The sequence below is a fragment of the Caulobacter rhizosphaerae genome (genome assembly GCF_010977555.1).
Taxonomy (GTDB): domain Bacteria; phylum Pseudomonadota; class Alphaproteobacteria; order Caulobacterales; family Caulobacteraceae; genus Caulobacter; species Caulobacter rhizosphaerae.
This window is the reverse complement of record NZ_CP048815.1, coordinates 3,413,370-3,435,474: the sequence shown is the minus strand read 5'-3', so window position 1 is coordinate 3,435,474 and position 22,105 is coordinate 3,413,370. Positions and strand designations below refer to the sequence as shown.

Here is a 22,105-nt window from a genome sequence, read left to right as displayed (position 1 = left end):
GTCATGGCCGCCCGCCCCAGCTGGCAAGGCCACCTGCGGCTGTCGCTCGTCACCTGCCCGGTGGCGATGTACACGGCCACCAGTCCCGGCGGCGAGGTGCGGTTCAACCTGCTCCACCCCAAGACCCATAACCGCATCAAGATGATCGCCACTGACCCCGACCTGGGGCCGGTGAACCGCTCGGACCTGGTCAAGGGCTACGAGTACGAGAAGGACCACTATGTGATCCTGACGCCCGAGGAGATCGAAAGCGTGCGGCTGGAAAGCACCCGCACCATCGACATCGAGCGCTTCGTCGACGCCGCCGACATCGACCGGCTCTACTGGGACAATCCCTATTTCCTGGTGCCCGACGGCAAGCTGGCGCTGGACGCCTACACCGTGATCCGCGACGCCATGGCCGGGGCGGGCAAGATCGCCCTGGGCCGGGTGGTGATGCACACCCGTGAACGGCTGCTGGCCATCGAGCCGCGCGATAACGGCCTGATCTGCTACACCCTGCGCAGCCATGACGAGGTGCGCGATTCCGCCGAGCTGTTCGACGATATCCCCGACCGGAAGGCCGACCCACAGATGGTGGCCATCGCCGAGAAGATCATCGAGCAGCAGGAAGGTCCGTTCGATCCCAGCCAGTTCAAGGACCGTTACGAGGACGCGCTGCGGGCCCTGATCAAGCAGAAGGAAAAGGGCGGCAAGGCCAAGGTGACGGTCGAGGAGCCGGACAACACCAATGTCGTCGACCTGATGGAGGCCTTGCGCAAGAGCCTGGGGCAGAAGCCGGGCGCGGCCCAATCCACGGCCCGCTCCACGGCCAAGCCGAAGAAGGCCGCGGAAAAAGCGCCCACGAAGCGCGCGGCGCCCCGCAAAAAGGCCTCCTAGGCGGATCGGCGACGACTTCGCGCTTGCCATCCCCCGCGATGGGCCGCTCTTGCCGGCCGGTGAGACGACGCGTTCCGAAACTCCGTCCGAACTTCAGCGCCAGGCTGTGCGCCCTGGTCCTGGTCGCCCTGGCGGCCAGCAGCTGCGTCACCGTGGGTCCGCTCCCGACGGCCGGCGGCGGGCTGGAATGCCAGGGCCGCAGGTCCGCCCGTCCCACCGTGATCCTCGAGGCGGGGGCGTTTGGCGGGGCGGCTGACTGGTCGCTGGTGGCGCAGGACCTGGCCGCCGAGGGCAAGGTCTGCGCCTATGATCGCGACGGCATAGGCCTGGCCGCGATGCACGACCTGGACCGCTCTCCCGTCGCCATCGCCCGGCGGCTGGGCGCCCTTGTCGCGGCGGAGGAGGGCGACGCGCCGGTGATCCTGGCGGGCCATTCGAACGGCGGGCTCTATGTCGAGGCGTTCGCCCGTCTGTGGCCCGAGCGGACGGCGGGGCTGGTGCTGGTCGACGCGGTGGGGACCGACGCCAAGGACCAGCCGCTGGCCATGGTCGACCTGCGGCGCGAGGCGCGGCTGGCGGGCTTTACCCCGTTCGCCCGCGCGGTCGGCCTGACCCGGCTGGTCCCGCTGATCGACGACATCTCGCCCGCGGCCGAGGCGGCCGCACGTCGGCGCAGGGCCTGGACCAGGCGCAGCAGCATCAAGGCCGCGCTGCAGGAGGAGCGGGCCTTCCTGCCCGGCCTGGCCGCGGTCGACGCCCTGCCGCCGCTGCGTCCGGCCATTCCGGTGGCCGTGGTCGTCGCCAGCCGCAGCCCGGACAAGCCCCTGGATCGCGCCTGGCGCGCCGCTCAGGTCGCCCCGGCCGCGCGCGCTTGCCGCGCGGTGGTGATCGACGTCCAGGCCAGCCACACCGCCATCCTCGACGGCCAGCGCGACCGTGTGGTCGAGGCGGTCGACTGGATGGATGGGCAAGGGCCGGAAATGGGCGCTAGCCGGTGCTGATCGCCTGGGTCGCGGGGTTCCAGGCGCGCAGCCATCGGCGCACGGGCGCATCGTAGAGCCGGAACGCGACCCACGCCACGATAGGCGCCAGCACCACGGCCAGGGCCGGCAACCACACCGGCAGCAGAGACTTCCAGCCGTCGGGATAGAGCCGCAGCATGACCGCCCAGGTCGCCCAGTGGGTCGCATAGAGCGGGTAGGAAAGGTCGCCCGTCGCCCGGCACAGCGCGCCCGCCACGCCCTGGGGATCGTTGGCGCCGATCAGCACCAGCAGCGGAAACAGCACCGCCACGCAGGCGAAGTCGTAGAGCCCGTTCCACGGTCGGCCAGGCATCAGCGGCATGACCAGCACGGTCAGCAGGACGACGGCCGCCAAGCCGAGCCGCGGGCGCGGCGCCAGGGCCCGGTAGCGCCAGCCCAGCCAGCCCAGGCCGAAGCTGAAGGCGGCGCGCACCACGCCCAGCCAGAACGTCGCCTGGTCCCAGCCGGTCTCCACCCCGTTCAGGCCCAGGGCGGCCCAGGCCATCACCACCCCGCAGCAGAAGACGATCGCGGCGACCACCAGGTCGGGCGCGCGCCGCAGCGGGAACCACAGGGCGCTGACGATCACCTCCAGGCACAGCGACCAGGCGGGCGGGTTGAACGGGAACAGGGTGGGGAAGGTCCATTCGGCCGGATGCCCCAGGCGGGGAACCAGCAGCAAGCCGCGGGCCAGGTTGGGCCAGAAGGGCGGGCTATGGCGTGAGGTCAGGACCGCGCCGATCAGGGTCGACAGCACCAGCAGCGGCCAGATCCGCACCACGCGGATCCACAGATAGGCCGGCCAGCCGATCTCGCGCCGCTCGAAGGCGTGGGCCAGGACGAAGCCGCTGAGGCAGAAGAAGAAGTCCACGGCCAGGTAGCCGTGGGCGAAGCGGCCCGGCCGTCCCGACCAGTCGGCCGCGTGGTACAGCAGCACCCCCAGCGCCGCCACCGCTCGCAGGCCGTCCAGGCCGGCGAGGCGTCGTGTCCTGTGTTCCGTCACCCGTCGGTTCTTTCAGGATCGCGGCGGGTTTCGCAAGGGGGGAGCGCATTGGAGTCAGGCACAAGACTCAACGGACTCCGTTGTATGGAAGTGTGCCAGGTGCAGTTCTCAATTCGCACCTGCAGCGAGGACGTTTCCTGCGGGTAAATCGAATCATTGAGGCAAGTGCGGAATCGGCACAGAAACCTTAGCAGGACTAGATTTTGACAAATCCGCTAGGCGTAGCCCCATTAGTGGGGTCGTGAATCGCTGGATGCGTGTCCTTGACTCGACGCCCGAGGCGCCTCATCCCTATTATTGCAGGTCCGTTAACAAAAGAACCGCCGGGGTTCAGAGCCCGACGGTTCCAGAGTTCCGGACCTCGTGCAAACCGTTGCCGGGGACGCACGAGATAGGTGTGAACGGTTCGGAGCATAGCTCCCGACTTACTAATTGCAAGTCCTCGGTCTTTTTCTGGCACTCGCCAAAGGACCTTGGACTATGACTAGAATGAGCATCGCGCACGTACGCGAACAGGGCGTCGATTTGATCGTCGTCCCACTCGATAGCAGCTTCGGCCATAAAAATGACCGGGCCCAACACGAGATCGTCAGTGAACTCCAGGCCCGTTCCCACTCGGCGGGTTTGAGAGGCACCGTGGTTCCCGTTTGGGAAGACGGGGCTGGTCGGATGGCATTCATTGCCAACCGCAATTGGCATCCGTTCTTCCGCAGCATCGGTCTGGATTGGGTCTACGCGAATCTGAACCGCGAATTGGTTTGGTAGACCTGCGTCTCTCGTACATCGAGATACATGCTTTGAATACTCACTGACCACCGTCGCCAAGCGCGACGGTGGCTTTTGTGAAGTCACCGCACCGAGATCCACGGCCGGCTCAGCAGCACCGCGCAGTTGATCAGGCCGACCAGGGAATAGGTCTGGGGATAGTTGCCCCACAGCTCGCCGTCCGCGAAGCCGATGTCCTCCGACAGCAGGCCGGCGGTGGTGCGGCGGGCCAGCATCTCCTCGAACAGTTCGCGCGCCTCGTCGATGCGGCCGGCCAGGTAGAGGGCCTCCACCAGCCAGAAGGTGCAGATGTTGAACGCCGTCTGCGGCGCGCCGAAGTCGTCGGGGATGGCGTAGCGCAGCAGGTAGGAGCCCTTGCGCAGGCCGGCTTCGATGGCCGCGACCGTGGCGGTGTTGCGCGGATCGTTGGCCTCGATGAACCGCAGGTCGACCAGCTGCAGCAGGCTGGCGTCCAGCTCGTCGCCCTCGAAGGTGGCGGCGAAGCGGCCCAGGGTCTCGTTCCAGGCGCGCTTGTCGATGGTCTCGCGCACCTTGGCGGCGCGGGCGTTCCAGAACTCGGCCCGGTCGGCCAGGCCCAGTCGCGCGGCGGCGTTGCCCAGCCGGTCGCACGCCGCCCAGCACATTACCGCCGAATAGGTGTGGACATTGGCCCGGCCGCGGAACTCCCACAGGCTGGCGTCCGGCTGGTCGTGCAGCTGGAAGGCGCGCTCGCCCACCGGCTCCAGGTTCTGGAAGTCCTCGACCGTGCCCGGCCGCAGCAGCCGCTCGTCGAAGAAGGCCTGGACGGTCGACAGGATGATCTGGCCGTAGACGTCGTGCTGCTGGTGCTCGAAGGCCTGATTACCGATCCGCACCGGCCCCATGCCGCGATAGCCTGGCAGGTCGGGGGCGAAGCGCTCGGTCAGTTGCGGCTCGAACCCCACCCCGAACAGCGGCTGGATATGGCCGCCGGCGGCCCGGTCGACGATGTTGCGCAGGTAGCCCAGATAGTTCTCCAGGATGTCGACCGCGCCCAGGCGGTTCAGCGCCTGGACCACGTAATAGGCGTCGCGCAGCCAGCAGTAGCGATAGTCCCAGTTGCGGCCGCTGTCGGCGTGCTCGGGGATCGAGGTGGTCATGGCCGCCACGATCGCGCCGGTCTCCTCGTGCATGCAGAGCTTCAGGGTGATGGCCGAGCGGATCACCGCGGTCTGGTAGTCCAGCGGCACGGCCAAGCCGCGCACCCAGTCCATCCAGTATTCCTGGGTCTGCTGCAGCATGCGGTTGCAGGTGGCGCCGATGTCGGCGTTGAAGCCCTCGTCGGCCCCCAGGTACATGGCGATCGACTTCTCCAGCCGGAAGGTCCGCTCCTCCAGCACGTGCGACACCGGCCCGTCGGTGGACAGGCGCAGGGTCATGTCCGAGCACAGGTAGCGGATGTGGTTGGAGCCGTGGGTGTGCTCGGCCGCCCGCGCGCCCCAGTCGGCGGTGGGGCGCAGGCGGATGGTGATCCGCGCCACGCTGGTGAGCGGCCGGATCAGGCGGATGAAGGCCGTCGGCCGGAAGCTGCGGCCGAACTGCTGGTAGCGGGGGGCGAAGTCGATGATCTCGATGCTGGCTCCGTCGGCGTCGGTGATCACCGTGCGCAGGATCGGAGTGTTGCGCAGATAGTCCTGCTCCACGGTCGTGGCGCCGTCGACGACCACCTCCCAGACGCCCTTGGCGGCCGGGTCGCCGGGCTCCAGCCCGCCCAGCAGCGCGCTGAACACCGGGTCGGAATCGATGCGCGGCGCGCAGGCCCAGACGAAACGGCCGCCGCGGTCGATCAGGGCGCTGACGGCGCAGTTGCCGATCGGGAAGAGGTCGAGGTTCTGCGGCATGGTTTGGTCCAGCTCGTCTTTCAGGTTCGAGTTCTCGCGTGGCGGGGCGGTCAGCGCCGGATCAGGATCGGCACCGGCGACGACTTGCTGGTGTGGGCCGCCACATGGGCGCCGATGTGCTCGAAGGTGATGTCGGCGCACGCCTCGCCGATCCGCAGGCCGTCGACCTGCAGGTGGTCGATGCCGATCGGCAGGCGCGGGTCGGTCAGGTGCACCTCGCCCCGCCAGCCGTCGATGGTGATCCCCAGGCATGCCTGCAGCATCATGAAGGCCGATCCGGCCGCCCAGGCCTGGGGCAGGCAGGCCACCGGATAGGCCACCGGCGGCTCGCCCGGCTGGCGCGGGAAACCGCAGAACAGCTCGGGCAGGCGCATCTCGTAGTGGGCGGCGGTCTCGAACAGGCCCGAGGTCATCTCCACCACCCCGTCGCGATGGCCGTAGCGAGCCAGGCCCATGGCGCAGATCGCCGTGTCGTGCGGCCAGACCGAACCGTTGTGGTAGCTCATCGGGTTGAAGCGGGGCTCGCCCTGAGCCAGGGTCCGCACCCCAAAACCGTTGTGGAACGCCGCCGACAGCAGGGCGTCGGCCACCTTGGCGGCGCGTTCGGGCGAGGGCAGGCCGCAGAACAGCAGGTGGCCGGGATTGGAGCCGCGCACCCGGCAAGGCTTGCCATGGCCGTCGATGGCCATGGCGTAGAAGCCCTTGTCCTCCATCCAGAACTTGGTCTCGACCTCCAGGCGCAGGTGCTCGGCCTTGGCCCGCCAGCGGTCGGCGTTCGCGCGATCGCCGCGCCGCTGGGCCAGGTCCGCCATGCCCCGGAAGGCGGCGAAGGCGTAGCCCTGGACCTCGACGACGGCGATGGGCCCGTCGGGGAACTTGCCATCCTCGTGGAAGACGCTGTCCTCGCTGTCCTTCCAGTTCTGGTTCGACAGGCCGGAGTCCAGGCCGCGGGCGTAGTCGATCAGGCCGTCGCCGTCGCTGTCGCCGAAATGCTCGATCCAGGCGATGGCGTTCAGCAGCGGCTCCCACAGGCCGTCGATGAAGGCCAGGTCGCCGGTGCGCTCGGCATAGGCGCAGGCCAGGGCCACGAACAGCGGCGTGGTGTCGACCCCGCCGTAGTAGCGGCCGAACGGCAGTTCGCCCAAGGCGGTCATCTCGCCCTTGCGGGTCTCGTGCATGATCTTGCCGGGCGCGCTGTCGCGGAAGGCGCTGACCTCCTCGGCCTGGTGCTCGGCCAGGTAACCCAGAACCCCCTTGGCCAGGCCGGGCTCGATCCACAGCACCTGCCAGGCGGTGATGATCGCGTCGCGCCCAAACGGGGTCGAGAACCAGGGGATTCCGGCATAGGGATAGGGGCCGGTGGCGAACTGAGTGGTCAGCAGGGCCAGATCGGCCCGCGACTTCTCCAGCCAGTCGTTGAACAGCCGGCCCGAGCTGTGCAGCCGCGCCCCGCGCCGCCGGCGATTGCGCATGTCGATCCGGGCCCGCGCCGCCGCCGCCCGCCATCGCTCGCGGGTGGGCGGATGGCCCGGCTCGACGCCCACCTCGATATAGAGGTCGAAATGGGTCTCCGGCGTCAGCATGAACATGAAGTCGGCGCGCTGCGGACCCAGGCGTCCGGGCGGCTCCGAGAACGAGATGATGCTGGTGCGCCGCACGCCGTCCAGGCCGTCATAGGCGTAGGTCACCGAGCGGCCGTTCGTCTGGGCGGGCGCCACCCGGCCGCGGGCCGGACGCTTGGAGCCGCGCACCTCGAACATGTCGTGGAAGTCGGCGTCGTATTCCAGGCCGACCGGCAAGATGACCATGTCGCGGCTGTAGTTGACGAAGCGCAGGCGCTCGTACAGCCGCTGGTCCCACAGGAACCGCTTGCGCTCGATATGGATCGCGCCATGCGGGGCCGCCGCTCCGCCCAGGGCGGGCAGGGGCTCGTTGGTCGAATGGGAGGTGAAGAACACGTTGTCCTGCGACACCGCCGCGCTCAGCAGGGCCGGCGCCCGGTTGCCGATCAGCAGGCGCAGCCGCGACAGCAGGCGGGTGTCGTCATGGAACAGGCCGTCGGCCGCGCCCAGCACGTCGCCGAACGCGTCGGCCACCAGGAAGGTATCCTTGTCCTTCAGCGCGAACAGCCGGTAGGGGACGCGCGGTTCGCCCGTCTCGCCCTGCTCGACGGCGCCCGAAGTCGGGCCGGGTGTGAGGTCGTCCATGCCGTGTGGCCCCTTGCGCTGAGGTCCCTCGAAAACCCGCCGCGCCGCGCGGGCGCGGCGGGCGGGTTCCCGATTCCTAAAACCTGATCGTGTCTCCGACGCGGCGACCGCGCGAAGGTCGGGTCAGGCGCTTTGGGCCAGCGTCAGGCGCGGCGGCGCGGACGCTTCTTCCAGTCGATCATAGAGGTCCAGGTAGCGGCGGGCCATGGCGGTCGCCGAGAACCGAGTCTCGAACCGGCGGCGGATCTTCCGGCGGTCCAGGTCGCCCAGGCGTTGGGCGGCGGCGACCGCCTCGTCTTCATTCTTGACGATGAAGCCGGTCAGGCCGTGCTCGATCACCTCGGGCACCGAGCCGCAGTCGTAGGCGATGACCGGCGTGCCGCAGGCCATGGCCTCGATCATCACCAGGCCGAACGGCTCGGGCCAAGCGATCGGGAACAGCAGGGCGTCGGCGCCGCCCAGGAAGGCGGACTTCTCGTGGTCGCCGATCTCGCCGATGAACTCGATCAGCGGGTGGTCCAGCAGGTGCTCGATCTCGTCATGGAAATAGGCGCGATCAGCGGCGTCGATCTTGGCGGCGATCTTGAGTTTCTTGCCCAGGCGCTTGGCGATGGCGATGGCCCGGTCAGGGCCCTTCTCGGGCGAGATGCGGCCGAGGAAGGCCAAGTAACCCTCGGATTTCGGACGAAAATCGTAGATCTCCTCGGCCATGCCGTGCAGCACCGTGCCGGCCCAGTTGGCGAAGGGCAGGGGGCGGCGCTGGTCGTCCGAGATCGAGACCAGGGGGAACTGGGGCCAGCGGCGATAGACGCCCGGCAGGTCCTTAAGGTCCAGTCGGCCGTGCAGGGTGGTCAGGGTTCGTTCCGGCATGTCCTCGAACATCGGGAAGTGGATCATGTCGGTATGGAAGTGGATGACGTCGAAGCGGCGGGCTTGGCGGCGGACCTCGGCCAGCATGGCCATGTGGGCCGCCAGGTCCGACTTGAGCAGGGCGGGGTCCAGGCGGATGGCCTGGTCGCGCACGACCACCAGTTCCGCCTTGGTCCGCGCGTCGCCTGAAGCGAAGAGGGTGACCTCATGGCCCAGGTCGACCAGGGCGTCCGTAAGGTGTGCGACGACGCGTTCTGTGCCGCCGTAGAGACGTGGTGGAACGGCTTCGTACAGGGGCGGAACCTGGGCGATCCTCATGGCTGAATTCCTGACGCTGAAAGGGCGCGACCGCACGCCCCGACGTCAAACCAAACCGCCAGTGTGGCTGTAAGGTTCCGCATCGAAAATAAAGAACCATAAGCTGCCTGAACCGTTGGCCTTCGATGGATACGCACGTTGACGAGCCGGGATCGGGGCGGCCATTTGAGGGCGCGCGGAGTGGCCGCGCGCAAGCGTACGGCGAGACCTTTCGACGGTGATCAACTCCTGGACCAAACGTGACGCGCTGCTCGGCGGCGCGGTCTCGCTTTTCTCGCTTTCGTCGGCGGCCGCCCAGCTCCAGAATCCGCCCCTGGTGCGGGCCCCGCAGCAGCCGGCCTCGCCGCCGCCGACCAGCGTGGTGCTGCGCTCCGACCAGATTGAGCTGCTGCTCCGCGTCCTGACCCAGGCCTACACCCACGGCTTCGAGCCGGCCGCCTTCTCGCCCGAGCCCGTGCTGCCCCTGCTGAACGCCCGCGAGGCGGCCGCCCGCCAGGCCGGGCAGGCCCAGCTGATCGGCCTGACCCTGCGCTACGCCAAGGCCGTGCGCACGGGCCGCCTGGCGCCGGACGCCTTCCTCGGCGAGTGGGGCCTGCGCCCCGCGCCCTATGATCCCGGGCCCGACTTCATCCAGGCCGCCGCCCAGGACCGCCTCGGCCCATGGCTGGACAGCCTGCCGCCGCCCTATACCGGCTACCAGACCCTGCGAAAGGGCCTGGCGACCTATCGCGACATCGCCGCGGCCGGCGGCTGGAAGTCCGTGGCGTCGGGCGAGCCGCTGAAGCTGGGCGCCACAGGCGATCCGCGCATCGCCGCCTTGGAAGCCCGGCTGGCGGTCGAGGACACGACCGTGGCGGTCGACCGCGCGCCGGTGTTCGACGCCGCCCTGCAGCAGGCCCTGATGCGGGCCCAGAAGCGTTTCGGCCTCAATCCCGACGGCGGGCTGGGGCCCATGACCCTGGCGGCGCTGAACGTGCCGGTCGAGCGGCGGATAGACCAGATCCTGGCCAATATGGAGCGCTGGCGCTGGCTGCCCCAGCAGCTGCCGGCCGACCGCATCCAGGTCAACATCGCCGCCGCGGTGATGAGCGTCTTCCATGACGACGCCCCGAACCTGACCATGCGGGCGGTGACCGGTCGTCCGGGCGACGAGACGCCGATGCTGCAGTCGACGATCCGCTCCATCGTGCTCAATCCGCCGTGGAACGTGCCCTCGTCGATCGCCGCCAAGGAGCTGTGGCCCAAGGAGCGGGCCAGTCCCGGCTATCTGAAGCGCAACGACTTCGTCATCATCTCGACCGGCGAGGGGACTTCGCGGCTGCAGCAGAAGGCCGGACCGAAGGCCGCCCTGGGCCTGGTCAAGTTCGACTTCGACAATCCCTACGGCGTCTATCTGCACGACACGCCCAGCCGCTCGAAGTTCGCCAGCTTCAGCCGCCTGGCTAGCCACGGCTGCGTGCGGCTGGAAAAGCCGATCCCCCTGGCCAAGCAACTGCTGGCCTCCAGTCCCGACTGGCAGCCGGACGTGGTCGACGCCACCCTGGCCTCGGGCAAGACGGTGCGCGCGCCGCTGGCCCAGCCCATCGCCGTATTTCTGCTCTACTGGACGGCCTATATGACCCCGGACGGGCAGATGAACTTCCGCGACGACCCGTATGGCTGGGATAAGGAGCTGGTGCTGCGTATCGCCGCAGGAGGCCCCGGCCCAGCTTGACCCAGGGCGCCGCGTAAGGCCTCTTCCCGGGCAGCAGGCTTTCGTTTCGGCTGGTCTTCCGTTCGGAAGGCTTTGGCCGTTTCGTAAAGACTCTGGCGTTTTAGTGCTCGCGTGAGGGTCGCCAAGTGGAGCGATCCGGCCTTCCGGCCTCGCGCGGGGTCAGTCCGGGGAAGCGTATCATGATCGAACGACGCAAGCTGTTGGGGCTTGGCCTCGGCGTGCTCGGCGCGAGCGCGGTCGGGCCGATGGCGGCCTTCGCCCAATCGAAGCTGGGGGCGGCCGATCCGATCGGCGACCTGCTCCAGAGCCAGTCGGACCTTGCCGAGGGCCTGCCGGCCGAAGGGCTTCCGGCCGTCGCCGCCCCGCCGGCGGCGTCGCCCGTCGTCCGGGCCTCCACCGCCTCGCACGCCCCGCGCTGGCTGAAGCTGCACAACATCCACACCCAGGAAAAGATCGAGGCGGTCTATTTCGAGAAGGGCGAGTACGTGCCCGACGCCGTCCAGGCCCTGGACAAGGTGCTGCGCGACTATCGCACCGGCGACGTCTATTCGATGCATCCGGAGCTGTTCGACATCCTGGCGGCCCTGGCCCAGAAGACCGAGACCAAGTCGCACTTCCAGGTGATCTCCGGCTACCGCTCGCCCCGCACCAACGCCATGTTGCACGAACGCAGCGGCCAGGTCGCCAAGCGCAGCCTGCACATGGACGGCAAGGCGATGGATGTCTATCTGGAGGACGTCGCTCTGGATCGTGTGCGGGCCGCGGCCCTGGATCTCGGACGCGGCGGTGTGGGTTATTACCCCGTCAGCAATTTCGTCCATGTCGACGTCGGGCCCGTCCGGCGTTGGGTCGGCTCGTAAGGGGGCCGCAGAACCAGAGGAAGCCCGGATGGCCAAGGCCGAACGTCATAGCAATCCGTTCGGATGGATACTTCTGGGAGCCCTGGTCGGGGTGATCGCCACGGCCGGCGTGCTGCTGCTGGCGTCCTCGATGAACACCGGCGCGGGCTACAGGTCGGGGCCGGCCGAGATTCGCACGGCCGCCGATGACGCCGTCGCGACCACCGCGGCCAAGCCCGCCCCCGTCGCGGCCGCGCCCAAGCCCGAAGCGCCGCCGCCCGTCGCTGTCGTCCCGGCCCCCGCCGCCGCGGTCGAACCGCCGCCCGTCGACGCCCAGATGGCCGACGACGCCGCCGCCGCCGGCATGACGTCCCGGGCCGAGCAGGAACACCCGTCGAACTAGGCCGCCTGGCTTTCGGACGGATCCTTCGCCTTGGCCAGAAGATCCCGTCCCGCGACGCGGCGCAGGGAGGCCAGGGCCTCCTCCAGCGCCTCGATGCGCTCGCCCTGTTTGAGGACCAGGCGTTCCAGGTCCTGCAGGCGCTCTTCGATCATGTCCTTCATGGCGTCCTCCGCTGGCTGGGGGTCTATCGAGCGTCATCGACCCCGTCGGGTCAAGTTTTGTGCGCTTGCACCTGAAATGCAAAAGGGCCCCGGATCGCTCCGGGGCCCTTTCTCGTCGGACGGGTGAAATCCTACGCTTTCGGCGCGGCCATCGGCGGCAGCTTGCCGGCGGCGGCTTTCATAGCCTCGTGCTGGGTCGGGGGCAGGGGGATCAGGCCGCGGCCCTGGAGGTAGCCGCCCCGGCCGGTGGCGGCGTCGGACACGAACTCGGCGACGAATTCCTTCAGGCCCGGGGTCACGCCGACCTGGTCCTTCTTGACGTAGATGTAGAGCGAGCGTGACAGCGGGTACTGGCCGCTGGCGATCGTCTGGGCCGAGGGCTTCACGCCGTTGACGGCCGCGCCCTTGATGCGGTTGGCGTTTTCCTCAAGGAAGCTGTAGCCGAACACGCCCAGGGCGCCGGGGGTCTTCTCGATGGTGCCGACGATGGCGTTGTCGTTCTCGCCGGCGTCGACCCAGCCGCCGTCGGTGCGCAGCGGATCGACCTTGGCCTTGAAGCCCTTCTCGTCCTTGTCGGCCAGGGCCTTGGCGGTGGGGAACTTCTTGGCGCCGCCCTCGATGGCCAGCTCGACGAAGGCGTCGCGGGTGCCCGAGGTGGGCGGCGGACCGTAGACCAGGATGCGGTTGGCCGGCAGGCCGGCGCCGACGTCCTTCCAGGTCTTGTAGGGATTGGCCACGAACTGGCCGCCGCGCAGCACGGTCTGGCCCAGGCCCAGATACAGGTGCTCGACCTTGAAGCTGTAGTCGGGCGCGGACTTGTCCATGGCCACGACGATGCCGTCGAAGCCGATCTTCAGCTCGACGATGTTGTTGACGCCCTTGGCCTTGCAGGCCTCGAACTCGGACTTCTTCATCGGACGCGAGGCGTTGGCGATGTCGGGGAACTTCTCGCCCATGCCGCCGCAGAACATCTTGATGCCGCCGCCGGTGCCCAGGCTCTCGATCTTAGGCGACTTCTTGCCGGTCTTCTTGGCGAAGTTCTCGGCGGTGCGGGTGGAGAAGGGGAACACGGTCGAGGAGCCGGCGGCCCAGACATAGTCGCGGGCGGCGTGGGCGTTGGACGCGCCAGCCAGCAGGCCGAGCGCCGCGGTGGCTCCGAGCAGGGTCTTCATCGGGGACATTCCTACTTTCGAGAGGGACGAGAAGGAGGGGTGAACGAAGTCTACGTCCTATGCCGCCGTCATTTGTCACAGTTTGGCGACAGATTTGCGACAGCGTCCGTCCACGGATGATCGCCCGGCGTCTCCGGGAGCGCGTGCGGGCAGGTCGCGCGGCCTGTCAACCAACCGGCAATCCTGACCCGGCATCCTCGCGGCCGAGGAGATCTCTTTCCAATGTCCGCGTTCGCCACGTTCCGCAGCCTTGCCTTCCTGACCGTCATCACCTGCGGCCTGGTCACCGCCGGCTGGGACGGCGTCAGGCACATGCCCTGGGTCCACGACCGGGATCGGGGCGACGTCGTCTGGGTCGACACCAGCCCGCGCTGAGCGTCGCGCCCTGGCGCGTTTGGCGGCGCCTTGTGCGCGGCGGATCAAGTTTCTTGACCTTCGTCGTGCGAAAGCGGGCGGCGCCTGAACAAGAACCGGGCGCTGGAGACATTTCCTTCAAAATGTCAGAGATCGATCCCGTTGCGGGACGGAGGCTGGGTGATGCTGGTCCTCAAGAGGCGTCGTCCTGGGGATAGTCACCGCGGGTGATGGGCGCGACGGCCTCGAACGAGGACGTCATGTCGAACCAACGGCTGTTGATGGCGGGATCTTCCGTCGCTGTTCTGCTCGCTCTGTCCGTCGCCGCGTCGCCCGCCTTCGCCGCCGATGCGGCGGTGGATCCGGGCGCCCCGACCGCGGTCGACGAGATCGTGGTCAAGGCGCGCGACAAGGCGGGGTTGCTGGAGACCAAGCCCAACAACACCGTGTTCGGCCTCGACAAGCCGCTGCTGGAGACCCCGCGCTCGGCCAGCTTCGTCAGCGACACCACTCTGCAGCGCTACGGCATCGAGACCATCGACGGCCTGACCGCCGTCTCGCCGGGCACCTACACCGCCAGCTTCTACGGCGTGCCCGGCGCGCTGAACATCCGCGGCACCCTGGCCGAGAACTACTTCCGCGGCTTCAAGCGCATCGAGAACCGCGGCACCTATTCCACCCCGATCGGCGCGGCCGACCAGATCCAGATCGTGCGCGGCCCGCCGACCCCGATCTACGGCTCGGGCAAGGTGGGCGGCATGCTCAACTTCATCCCAAAGTCGGGCCGGAACGAGGGCGGCTATCTCAGCGAGCCGACCGGCGAGGTCACCGCCACCTACGGCTCGTACAACCGCAAGAACGCCACCGCCCAGATCGGCCTGCCGGTGAACCTGGGGCCGGTGACCGGCGGCGTCTACGCCTATGGCGAGGTCGAGGACAGCCACAGCTTCTACAAGGGGATCTATCCGCGCCGCCAGACCGGCGAGGTCTCGGCCGACTTCGACCTGGGCAATGGCTGGACCACGGCGTTCGGCGGCATGAAGTACCACTCGGACGGCGACGTCCAGACGCCCGGCTGGAACCGCCTGACCCAGGGCCTGATCGACAACCGGACCTACACGACCGGCCGCGACACCAGCCTGGTCGACAGCGACGGCAACGGCCGAATGACCCTCAACGAGATCAGCGGCAACAGCGCCAATCCCTACTATTACGACCCGGCGTTCAAGCCGCTCTACATCCCGTACTACGGCTTCTACAACACCGACGCCGCCCACACCCTGGACACGGGCGTCGGCACGGTGAAGCTGTCGCCGCGCACGGTCTATATCAGCCCGGCCGACTTCTCGAAGACCAACACCAACACCCTCTATTTCGACCTGGCCAAGGCCCTGTCGCCCGACAGCACGATCAAGGCCCAGCTGTTCTACGACGACCAGGAGAACAAGCGCTTCGTCTCCTACGGCTATCCGGCCTGGTTCAAGAGCTCGGTCTGGGAAGCCCGCGTCACCTACGACTTCGCCAACGAATTCATGGACGGCGCGGTCAAGGCCAAGTCGTTCGTCGGCGCCTCGTACCGCGACTTCTCGGGCCGCCGGCGCGAGAGCTACAACAGCGGCGTGATCGCGCTCGACCGCCGCGACATCAGCTTCGGCGCCACGGCCACCGACATCATCGACAGCCCGTTCTCGACCGAGACCGGCCCCGGGGTGCTGGGCCTGGCCTGGGAGAACGACAACAGGTCCGACTGGAGCCAGAAGGGCCTGTTCTTCATGACCGACGTGACGGTCGGCGAGAAGCTGAACCTGATGCTGGGCGGGCGCTGGGACGACTACGACGTCACGTCGAACGACACCGGCGTGCTCAGCTACCAGGTCTCTGGCGAGCAGAAGGCGGGCAAGGACAAGTTCACCTACACCACCAGCGCCACCTACAAGGCGCCGGGCGGGGTCATGCCCTACATCACCTACGCCAAGGCCTCGGCGCTGGAGATGAGCCAGGCCGGCGACGTCGCGCCCAGCCTCGTCGCCGACGCCAGCGACGCCTGGCTGTCAAACAGCGACCTGGCCGAGGCCGGGGTCAAGTTCCAATGGCTGAAGGGTACGCTGGTCGGCTCGCTGGCCGGCTATCGCCAGAACCGCACCCAGCTGACCGGCATCACGGGCACGCCGACCGGCACCCGGGCCAAGGGCGTGGAGCTGGAGGTGCGCTGGCTGGCCAGCGAGAACTTCAGCTTCACCTTCTCGGGCAACAGCCAACACACCACGGTGAAGGGACCGGACAACTCGTTCCAGTACATCCCGGCCTACACCGCCGGCGTCCCGGGCTCGCAGGCGTTCGGCGGCACCTATGTGGTCTGGGCGTTCAGCGGCCTGCCGGGCCGGGCGGGCGACTACGACTACACCCTGATCCCGAAATCGGTGGTCAGCCTGTACGGCGCCTACACCAGCGACGACCACGACTGGGGCAAGGTGGGCGGCGCGCTGGGCGTCACCCACGTGACCAAGACCGCGGGCACGGTCCAGAACGCCGTGACCTATCCGGCCTACGCCGTCGCCAACGCCTCGGCCTATTACGAATACGGGCCGTACACGGTGACGGCCAACATCGATAACCTGTTCGACAAGCTCTACTTCACGCCCGACGCCGACAGTTACGCCAACCTCGGCGCGCTGCCCAGCAAGGGCCGCGAGTGGCGCGTGACCCTGTCGCGCAAGTTCTAGTTCCCCATCCCGCGCCCCCGTCTCAAGGGATGGGGCGGGGCGCGGGATCCAGCTTGGACGGAGGCCCAAGGCCCATGTCGACGACGATCCCGTGGAGGTCCTGGCTGCTGCTCGGCGCGCTGAGCCTGCTGCTGTTCCTGATCACCGCCTCGACCTTCTCGTCGCTGGGCGTGGTGCTGCCGGCGATGATCAAGGAGAACGGCTGGAGCTTCTTCCACGGCTTTCTCGGGTTCACCCTGCTGGGCGCGTTCTGCGGGGCGTCGTCGAAATTCCCCGCCATCCTGATCCGTAAGATCGGGGTGCGCGGCGCCATCCTGGCCGGTTCGGCGGTGATGGTCGCGGGCTTCGCCTGTCTGGCGCTGTCGCCGGGGCTGCTGGTCTACTGGCTGGGCACGGCGTTGCTGGGCGCGGGCTACCAGATGATGGCGCTGATCCCCGGCACCCACGTGCTGTCGATGCTGTTCAAGAAGCGCGCCCTGCCGTTCGGGATCTATTTCACCATCGGTTCGCTGGGCGGCGTCGCCGGTCCATGGATGGTGGTGACGGGCATGGCCGCGGCCCATGGCGGCTGGCGGCCCTACTGGTGGGCCCAGGCCGCCGCCTCGGTGGTGGTCGGCGCCCTGTGCGCGGCCCTGGTCGGCGGCCGCGCCTGGCTGGAAGCCGCCGCCGTGCAGACCGACAAGGCCTTGGCCGAGGACATCCAGGCCGCGCCCGCCAACACCAAGGTCTATCGCACCGCCGTCGACTGGACGGTGAAGGAAGCCGTCGCCACCCCGCAGTTCTGGGTGATCATGGCCGCCTATTTCGCCCACCTGCTGGGCGGGGTGACCGCCGTCAGCCTGGCGCCCACCCATCTGAGCGAACTTCACGTGGCCTCGGCCGTGGCGATCGCGGCGATCAGCCTGGAATCCCTGATGCAGGTGGCGGCCCGGATGGGCGGCGGCCTGCTGGGCGACCGCGTCGACCCGCGCTGGCTGCTGGCCGGCGCCCAGGGGATGATGGCCGTCGGCCTGGTGGCCCTGGGCCACGCCGCCAGCTGGCCGCTGCTGGTGCTGTTCGCCGTGGGCGTGGGCATCGGGTTCGGCCTGACCGTGCTGGCCGTCAGCATCCTTCTGCTCAACTACTATGGCCGCAAGAACAACCTGGAGATCTTCTCCCTGGTCTGCCTGGTGGGCGCGGTCTCGGCCCTGGGCCCGGTGGTCGGCGGCGAGATGCGCGACCGGCTGGGCAGCTTCACGCCAACCTTCCAGGTGTGCGCCGCCATTATCGGCGTAATCTTCGTGGCGGCCTGTTTCATGCGGCCGCCGCGCAAAGCCATCGCACAAGAGCCGGTCGCCGAACCGGTCCCTGATATGCTTCAAGACGCCGCGTAAGGAGGAGCCGCCATGTTCCATAGTCCATCCAAGCACAAGGACTTCGGGGTCTTCCTGCCGGTCGCCAACGGCGGCTGGATCATCTCCAAGACCACCCCGGTCCTCGACGGCCTCTACCAGCAGAACCGGGCCGCGGCGGTCACCGCCGACCAGGTCGGCATGGACTTCGTGATGTCGATGGGCAAGTTCCGCGGCTTCGGCGGCGAGACCGACCACTGGGGCACGGCCCTGGAGTCGGTGACCATGATGGCCGGCATCGCCGAGGCCACCAAGAACGTGCGGATCTGGGCCACCATCCACCCGCTGCTGCAGAACCCGGCGGTGGCCGCCAAGATGATCGCCACGCTCGACCACATCAGCGGCGGCCGGGCGGGGCTGAACATCGTGGCCGGCGCCTACAAGGGCGAGTTCGACCAGATGGGGGCGTGGGACGACAGCCTGTCCCACGACGACCGCTACGCCCTGACCGAGGAATGGACCACCGTCGTCAAGCGCCTGTGGGCCGAGGACAGCGTCGACTTCGCCGGCAAGTTCTTCACGATGAAGGACTGCCAGTCCAAGCCCAAGCCATTGGCCAAGCCGCGTCCCGAGATCGTCTGCGCCGGCATGTCCGACCGCGGCTTCCAGTTCTCGGTGCGCGAGGCCGACGCCTGCTTCATCGGCGGCCGCACGCCCGACGAGCGCCGCGACGCCTCGCTGCGGGCCAAGACGACCGCCGAAGCGATGGGCAAGACCATCAAGACCTACGCCATGTGCACGGTCGTCCACGGCGACACCGACGCCAAGGCCGCGGCCATGGTCGAGCACTACAAGGACGGCGCCGACATGGGCGCGATCCTGGCCATGCTGGCCAGCTGGGGCGTGCCGGCCGAGAAGCTGGACACGGTGGCAAGGCAGCAGGGGGCCTTCATGACCCATACCGTCGTGGGTTCTCCGCCAAGCTGCGCCGCCCAGATCGAGGAATTCGTCACCTACTGCGAGCTGGACGGGCTGATGCTGATCTTCCCGGACTATGTGGAGGGCCTGACCATGTTCGGGGCCGACATCCTGCCGGGCCTGCGGGCGGTCTATTCGTGAGCGGGACCGACGATCTGGCCGCCTGGATCGCGCCAAACCGCACGGCGGTGCTGGTGGTCGACATGCAGGTCGATTTCGCCTCGCCGGACGGGGTGCTGGGCGCGTTCATCGACATGGGCGTGGTCAAGCCCGCCCTGGCGGCCGCGGAAAAGCTGGTCGCCGACGCCCGCGCGGCCGGGACGCCCGTGGTGTTCGTCGGCCTGTGGACCATGCCCGAGACCGACTCCGCCGCCTGGAACGAGCGCCTGCGCCGGCGCGGGGGAAACCCGGACGTCGACGCCGCCCTGTGCCGCGCCGGCCAGGCCGGATCCGAGTTCTACGGGCCCCAGCCGGTGTCAGGCGAACAAGTGGTGCGCAAGACCCGCTACAGCGGCTTCGTCGGCACCGACCTCGACCAGCGCCTGCGGGCCATGGGCGTCGACACCCTGGTGGTGGCGGGCCTGACCACCGAGTGCTGCGTCGACAGCACCGTCCGCGACGCCTTCGACCTAGACTACCACGTGTTCGTCGCCGCCGACGCCTGCGCCGCCTACGAGGTCGACCTCCACGAGGCGTCGCTGAAGGTGATGGAACTGAACAGCGCGATCCTGACCGACACGGCCGCGATCGCCGACGCCTGGAAAGGGGCCGCCTGAGCATGGCCGACGGATTTCCGCCGCTGGGCGCCGCCGCGCCCTACCAGGTCACCGACGAGGACCGCGCCGCCATCGCCGCGGCGATCAGCCAGGACGAGCTGGTCGAACTGGCCCTGACCCTGGGCAACATCCCCGCGCCCTCGGGCAAGGAGCTGGAGGTCGCCACCTACGTCCACGACTGGATGGCGCGCGAGGGCTTCTCGCCGCGCAAGGTCGGGGCGACGCCGGAACGTCCGAACATCATCGGCACGCATGGCGGCAAGGGGGTGGGCAAGAACCTGCTGTTCACCGCCCACCTCGACACCGAGGCGCCGACCTGGAACCCCGATCTCGACGCCTACAAGTACGCGCCCGAGACCCTGGCCAATCCGGAATGGGAAAAGTGCTGGCTGGAGGACGGCAAGCTGTACGGCTACCCGATCGCCAATGATCGCGGCCCGATGAGCTGCTTTCTGATCGCCGCCAAGGCGCTGAAGACCGCCGGCTACGAACTGGCCGGCAAGATGTACCTGACCGCCTGTCCCGGCGAGATCGGCCCCGAGCCGATCGAGGAGCATCGCGGCGTCGCCTACATGGGCAAGGACATCGGCGCCCACTACCTGTTCCACCACGGCGGCGTGGCCCCCGACTACGCCATCGCCGCCGAAGGCTGCGACTTCGGCCTGACCTGGGTGGGCTGCGGCTACGCGGTGTTCCGCTTCCAGGTGTGGGGGGAGGGGGTGTTCACCCCGCTGCTGGAGCATCCGGAGACGGCGGCCCAGCACCCCAACCCGATCTACAAGATCGGCAAGCTGACCGAGGCCATCCACGCCTGGAGCGGGGCGTACGAGAAGGCCAGTCGCTACGACAGTCCTGGCGGCGTGGCCCAGCCCAAGTCGCAGATCGCCTCGATCCGGGGCGGTATCCCGTTCGCCTTCGGGGCCGGCACCGAGCTGGTGAACCTCTATCTCGAGGTGGGCCTGACGCCAAAGCAGCGGGTGGCCGACGTCCAGCACGCGCTGGAGGCCATGGTCCGCGACAACGGCCTGGGCCGCATCGACATCGAGCCGGTGGTGGTGCGCCACGGCTTCGAGGCCGACGCCCGCGAGGTGGCCCCGCTGGTCGCCGCCGTCGACGACGCCACCCGGCTGAGCCTGGGCCATCCGGTGGCCCTGGCCAATCCGGTCTATTCCAGCATGTGGCGCGACCACAACGTGTTCAACATGCACCGCATCCCAGCCATCACCACTGGCTTCAAGCGCTGGCGGCCGACCCCGCAGGACCTGGTCGACAGCGCCCTGGTCTACGCCCTGACCGCCCTGGCGGTCTGTGGCCGGGCCAGTCCCGAGGACAGCGGGAAACGCCCGGCCTCGGCGGTCTATCCCGACAACCCGTTCGGGCCCGAAGGATGAGCGCCGTCGCCAGGGACATGGCCCCCGAGCCGCACGACTTCCGCAAGGCCATGGGCAGCTTCGCGGCGGGGGTGACGGTGGTCACCGTCTGTCATGACGGCCGGCTGGTGGGAACGACCGTGAGCGCCTTCAGCTCAGTGTCGATGGACCCGCCGCTGGTCATGGTCTGCCTCAAGCGCGACAGCCGCACCTTGGCGGCGCTGGGCCAGGCCAGGACGTTCTGCGTCAACATCCTGGCCAGCGACCAGGGCGACCTGGCCCATCGCTTTGCCCGAAGCGGGGCGGACGACCGCTTCGCCCTGACGGCCGTCAAGGCCGGGGTTTGCGGCGCGCCGCTGCTCTCCGGCGCCGTCGCGGCGGTCGAATGCGAGCTGCACGCCGCCCACGACGGCGGCGATCACGAGATCTTGGTCGGCCGCGTCCTGCGCGTCGTGGTCGACGAAGCCAAGGCCCCGCTCGTCTATGTGCGCGGCGGTTTCCTGACCATTTAGTTGGAGTTGCGCCACATGGCCTATGACGTGCTCGATGTGAGGCCGATGACCCGCCGGATTGGCGCGGAGATCTTCGGCGTCGACCTGGGCAAGCCGCTGAGCAACCGCCAGTTCGAGGAGATCCACCGGGCCCTGACCCAACATCAGGTGATCTTCTTCCGCGACCAGCAGATGGACCACGACGCCCACAAGGACCTGGGTCGCAAGTTCGGGAACCTGGCGATCCATTCCGGCGTCCCGGGCCTGCCCGAGCACCCGGAGATCGTCGCCATCCACGCCGACGCCAACTCCAAGTTCGTGGCCGGCGAGAACTGGCACTCGGACCTGACCTGCGACCCCGAACCGCCCCTGGGCAGCATCCTCTACATGAAGGTCCTGCCCGACGACGGCGGCGACACCTGCTTCGCCAGCATGTACGCGGCCTACGAGACCCTGTCGGACAGGATGAAGGCCTATCTGGAGGGCCTGTCGGCGGTGCACGACGCCAATCCGGTCTACAAGGCGATCTTCCCGGACCTCGACCGCAAGTACAATTGCTCGACCCACCCCATCGTCCGCACCCATCCGGTCAGCGGCAGGAAGAGCCTGTTCGTCAACCCGTCCTACACGACCCATGTCGCCGGCGTATCCAAGGCCGAGAGCAACGCCATCCTCAGCTATCTCTACCAGCACGCCTCCAATCCGGACTTCCAGGTGCGCTTCCGCTGGAAGAAGAACTCGGTGGCCTTCTGGGACAACCGCTGCACCTGGCATCAGGCGATCTGGGACTATTTCCCCGACACCCGCACGGGCTACCGCGTGACGGTGGCGGGCGACCGGCCGTTCTAG

General features: G+C 68.4%; 20 protein-coding genes. 14 read left to right on the top strand and 6 right to left on the bottom strand.

Features of this window, described 5'->3' with window-relative positions:
• The first annotated feature begins 3 nt into the window (after nt 1–3).
• Both ku and G3M57_RS27160 read left to right on the top strand, forming a co-directional pair.
• Nucleotides 4–879 (top strand): non-homologous end joining protein Ku, encoded by an 876-nt coding sequence (gene ku, locus G3M57_RS15650; protein ID WP_163231606.1) that lies wholly within the window; start codon nt 4–6, stop codon nt 877–879.
• 59 nt (nt 880–938) lie between these two features.
• Nucleotides 939–1,880, top strand: a complete 942-nt coding sequence (locus G3M57_RS27160) for an alpha/beta fold hydrolase (protein WP_208789608.1) — start codon at nt 939–941, stop codon at nt 1,878–1,880.
• Here G3M57_RS27160 and G3M57_RS15640 read toward each other — a convergent pair.
• Nucleotides 1,867–2,904 carry an acyltransferase family protein gene (locus G3M57_RS15640; protein ID WP_163231604.1) on the bottom strand — a complete coding sequence of 346 codons (1,038 nt, stop codon included), beginning with the start codon at nt 2,902–2,904 and terminating at the stop codon, nt 1,867–1,869. The genes G3M57_RS27160 and G3M57_RS15640 overlap by 14 nt on opposite strands.
• Before the next feature lie 489 nt (nt 2,905–3,393).
• On the opposite strand from G3M57_RS15640, the gene G3M57_RS15635 reads away from it, so the two are divergent.
• Nucleotides 3,394–3,669: a hypothetical protein gene (locus G3M57_RS15635; RefSeq protein ID WP_208789607.1), complete on the top strand. Its 276-nt coding sequence runs from the start codon at nt 3,394–3,396 to the stop codon at nt 3,667–3,669.
• 83 nt (nt 3,670–3,752) lie between these two features.
• Here G3M57_RS15635 and G3M57_RS15630 read toward each other — a convergent pair whose 3' ends face one another.
• The 3 genes from G3M57_RS15630 to G3M57_RS15620 all read right to left on the bottom strand — a co-directional run bounded on the left by G3M57_RS15630 (nt 3,753) and on the right by G3M57_RS15620 (nt 8,944).
• Nucleotides 3,753–5,549, bottom strand: coding sequence for a glycoside hydrolase family 15 protein (locus G3M57_RS15630; protein ID WP_163231600.1), 1,797 nt, complete (start codon nt 5,547–5,549; stop codon nt 3,753–3,755).
• A gap of 50 nt (nt 5,550–5,599) precedes the next feature.
• Nucleotides 5,600–7,756 carry an amylo-alpha-1,6-glucosidase gene (locus tag G3M57_RS15625; RefSeq protein WP_163231598.1) on the bottom strand — a complete coding sequence of 719 codons (2,157 nt, stop codon included), beginning with the start codon at nt 7,754–7,756 and terminating at the stop codon, nt 5,600–5,602.
• 123 nt (nt 7,757–7,879) lie between these two features.
• Entirely contained in the window at nt 7,880–8,944 is a 1,065-nt protein-coding gene (locus G3M57_RS15620; RefSeq protein WP_163231596.1) for a glycosyltransferase family 4 protein, read from the bottom strand.
• 217 nt (nt 8,945–9,161) lie between these two features.
• Between G3M57_RS15620 and G3M57_RS15615 the strand changes: the two genes are divergently transcribed.
• From G3M57_RS15615 to G3M57_RS15605, 3 genes are all read left to right on the top strand, one after another.
• Nucleotides 9,162–10,658, top strand: coding sequence for a L,D-transpeptidase family protein (locus tag G3M57_RS15615; protein WP_482764124.1), 1,497 nt, complete (start codon nt 9,162–9,164; stop codon nt 10,656–10,658).
• A 179-nt stretch (nt 10,659–10,837) separates the two neighbouring features.
• Complete coding sequence (gene mepK, locus G3M57_RS15610; protein WP_056755319.1) at nt 10,838–11,518, top strand: peptidoglycan L,D-endopeptidase MepK; 681 nt, start codon at nt 10,838–10,840, stop codon at nt 11,516–11,518.
• Nucleotides 11,519–11,546: 28 nt separating this feature from the next.
• On the top strand, nt 11,547–11,900 hold the full coding sequence (locus tag G3M57_RS15605) for a hypothetical protein (protein ID WP_056755323.1): 354 nt from the start codon (nt 11,547–11,549) through the stop codon (nt 11,898–11,900).
• Here the strand turns inward: G3M57_RS15605 and G3M57_RS15600 are convergent.
• Together G3M57_RS15600 and G3M57_RS15595 are read right to left on the bottom strand one after the other, a co-directional pair.
• Nucleotides 11,897–12,061, bottom strand: coding sequence for a hypothetical protein (locus G3M57_RS15600; protein ID WP_156402193.1), 165 nt, complete (start codon nt 12,059–12,061; stop codon nt 11,897–11,899). The two genes, G3M57_RS15605 and G3M57_RS15600, sit on opposite strands and share 4 nt — an antisense overlap.
• A gap of 131 nt (nt 12,062–12,192) precedes the next feature.
• Entirely contained in the window at nt 12,193–13,233 is a 1,041-nt protein-coding gene (locus G3M57_RS15595) for a substrate-binding domain-containing protein (RefSeq protein WP_163231594.1), read from the bottom strand.
• A 222-nt stretch (nt 13,234–13,455) separates the two neighbouring features.
• Between G3M57_RS15595 and G3M57_RS15590 the strand changes: the two genes are divergently transcribed.
• The 8 genes from G3M57_RS15590 to G3M57_RS15555 all read left to right on the top strand — a co-directional run bounded on the left by G3M57_RS15590 (nt 13,456) and on the right by G3M57_RS15555 (nt 22,105).
• Nucleotides 13,456–13,608, top strand: a complete 153-nt coding sequence (locus G3M57_RS15590) for a hypothetical protein (protein WP_163231591.1) — start codon at nt 13,456–13,458, stop codon at nt 13,606–13,608.
• A 239-nt stretch (nt 13,609–13,847) separates the two neighbouring features.
• Entirely contained in the window at nt 13,848–16,310 is a 2,463-nt protein-coding gene (locus G3M57_RS15585) for a TonB-dependent siderophore receptor (protein ID WP_163231590.1), read from the top strand.
• Between the two features lie 74 nt (nt 16,311–16,384).
• The gene (locus tag G3M57_RS15580) at nt 16,385–17,683 is read left to right on the top strand and encodes an MFS transporter (protein ID WP_163231588.1); all 1,299 of its coding nucleotides are present in this window, start codon (nt 16,385–16,387) and stop codon (nt 17,681–17,683) included.
• Between the two features lie 12 nt (nt 17,684–17,695).
• Nucleotides 17,696–18,760 (top strand): LLM class flavin-dependent oxidoreductase, encoded by a 1,065-nt coding sequence (locus G3M57_RS15575; protein ID WP_163231586.1) that lies wholly within the window; start codon nt 17,696–17,698, stop codon nt 18,758–18,760.
• Complete coding sequence (locus G3M57_RS15570) at nt 18,757–19,395, top strand: cysteine hydrolase family protein (protein WP_163231584.1); 639 nt, start codon at nt 18,757–18,759, stop codon at nt 19,393–19,395. The genes G3M57_RS15575 and G3M57_RS15570 overlap by 4 nt, the downstream gene beginning before the upstream one ends.
• Before the next feature lie 2 nt (nt 19,396–19,397).
• Nucleotides 19,398–20,786: a zinc-binding metallopeptidase family protein gene (locus G3M57_RS15565; protein WP_163231582.1), complete on the top strand. Its 1,389-nt coding sequence runs from the start codon at nt 19,398–19,400 to the stop codon at nt 20,784–20,786.
• Nucleotides 20,783–21,277: a flavin reductase family protein gene (locus G3M57_RS15560; protein WP_056755335.1), complete on the top strand. Its 495-nt coding sequence runs from the start codon at nt 20,783–20,785 to the stop codon at nt 21,275–21,277. The genes G3M57_RS15565 and G3M57_RS15560 overlap by 4 nt, the downstream gene beginning before the upstream one ends.
• A gap of 15 nt (nt 21,278–21,292) precedes the next feature.
• Nucleotides 21,293–22,105 (top strand): TauD/TfdA dioxygenase family protein, encoded by an 813-nt coding sequence (locus tag G3M57_RS15555; RefSeq protein WP_056755338.1) that lies wholly within the window; start codon nt 21,293–21,295, stop codon nt 22,103–22,105.

Bases quoted from the DNA above. Each gene is read 5' to 3' on its own strand.
- G3M57_RS15565 (WP_163231582.1), top strand. From the start codon at position 19,398: ATGGCCGACGGATTTCCGCCGCTGGGCGCCGCCGCGCCCTACCAGGTC.
- G3M57_RS15555 (WP_056755338.1), top strand. From the start codon at position 21,293: ATGGCCTATGACGTGCTCGATGTGAGGCCGATGACCCGCCGGATTGGC.
- G3M57_RS15620 (WP_163231596.1), bottom strand. From the start codon at position 8,944: ATGAGGATCGCCCAGGTTCCGCCCCTGTACGAAGCCGTTCCACCACGT.
- G3M57_RS15630 (WP_163231600.1), bottom strand. From the start codon at position 5,549: ATGCCGCAGAACCTCGACCTCTTCCCGATCGGCAACTGCGCCGTCAGC.
- G3M57_RS15605 (WP_056755323.1), top strand. From the start codon at position 11,547: ATGGCCAAGGCCGAACGTCATAGCAATCCGTTCGGATGGATACTTCTG.
- mepK (WP_056755319.1), top strand. From the start codon at position 10,838: ATGATCGAACGACGCAAGCTGTTGGGGCTTGGCCTCGGCGTGCTCGGC.
- G3M57_RS15585 (WP_163231590.1), top strand. From the start codon at position 13,848: ATGTCGAACCAACGGCTGTTGATGGCGGGATCTTCCGTCGCTGTTCTG.
- G3M57_RS15560 (WP_056755335.1), top strand. From the start codon at position 20,783: ATGAGCGCCGTCGCCAGGGACATGGCCCCCGAGCCGCACGACTTCCGC.
- G3M57_RS15590 (WP_163231591.1), top strand. From the start codon at position 13,456: ATGTCCGCGTTCGCCACGTTCCGCAGCCTTGCCTTCCTGACCGTCATC.
- G3M57_RS15625 (WP_163231598.1), bottom strand. From the start codon at position 7,756: ATGGACGACCTCACACCCGGCCCGACTTCGGGCGCCGTCGAGCAGGGC.
- G3M57_RS15600 (WP_156402193.1), bottom strand. From the start codon at position 12,061: ATGAAGGACATGATCGAAGAGCGCCTGCAGGACCTGGAACGCCTGGTC.
- G3M57_RS15595 (WP_163231594.1), bottom strand. From the start codon at position 13,233: ATGAAGACCCTGCTCGGAGCCACCGCGGCGCTCGGCCTGCTGGCTGGC.
- G3M57_RS15635 (WP_208789607.1), top strand. From the start codon at position 3,394: ATGAGCATCGCGCACGTACGCGAACAGGGCGTCGATTTGATCGTCGTC.
- G3M57_RS15575 (WP_163231586.1), top strand. From the start codon at position 17,696: ATGTTCCATAGTCCATCCAAGCACAAGGACTTCGGGGTCTTCCTGCCG.
- G3M57_RS15580 (WP_163231588.1), top strand. From the start codon at position 16,385: ATGTCGACGACGATCCCGTGGAGGTCCTGGCTGCTGCTCGGCGCGCTG.
- ku (WP_163231606.1), top strand. From the start codon at position 4: ATGGCCGCCCGCCCCAGCTGGCAAGGCCACCTGCGGCTGTCGCTCGTC.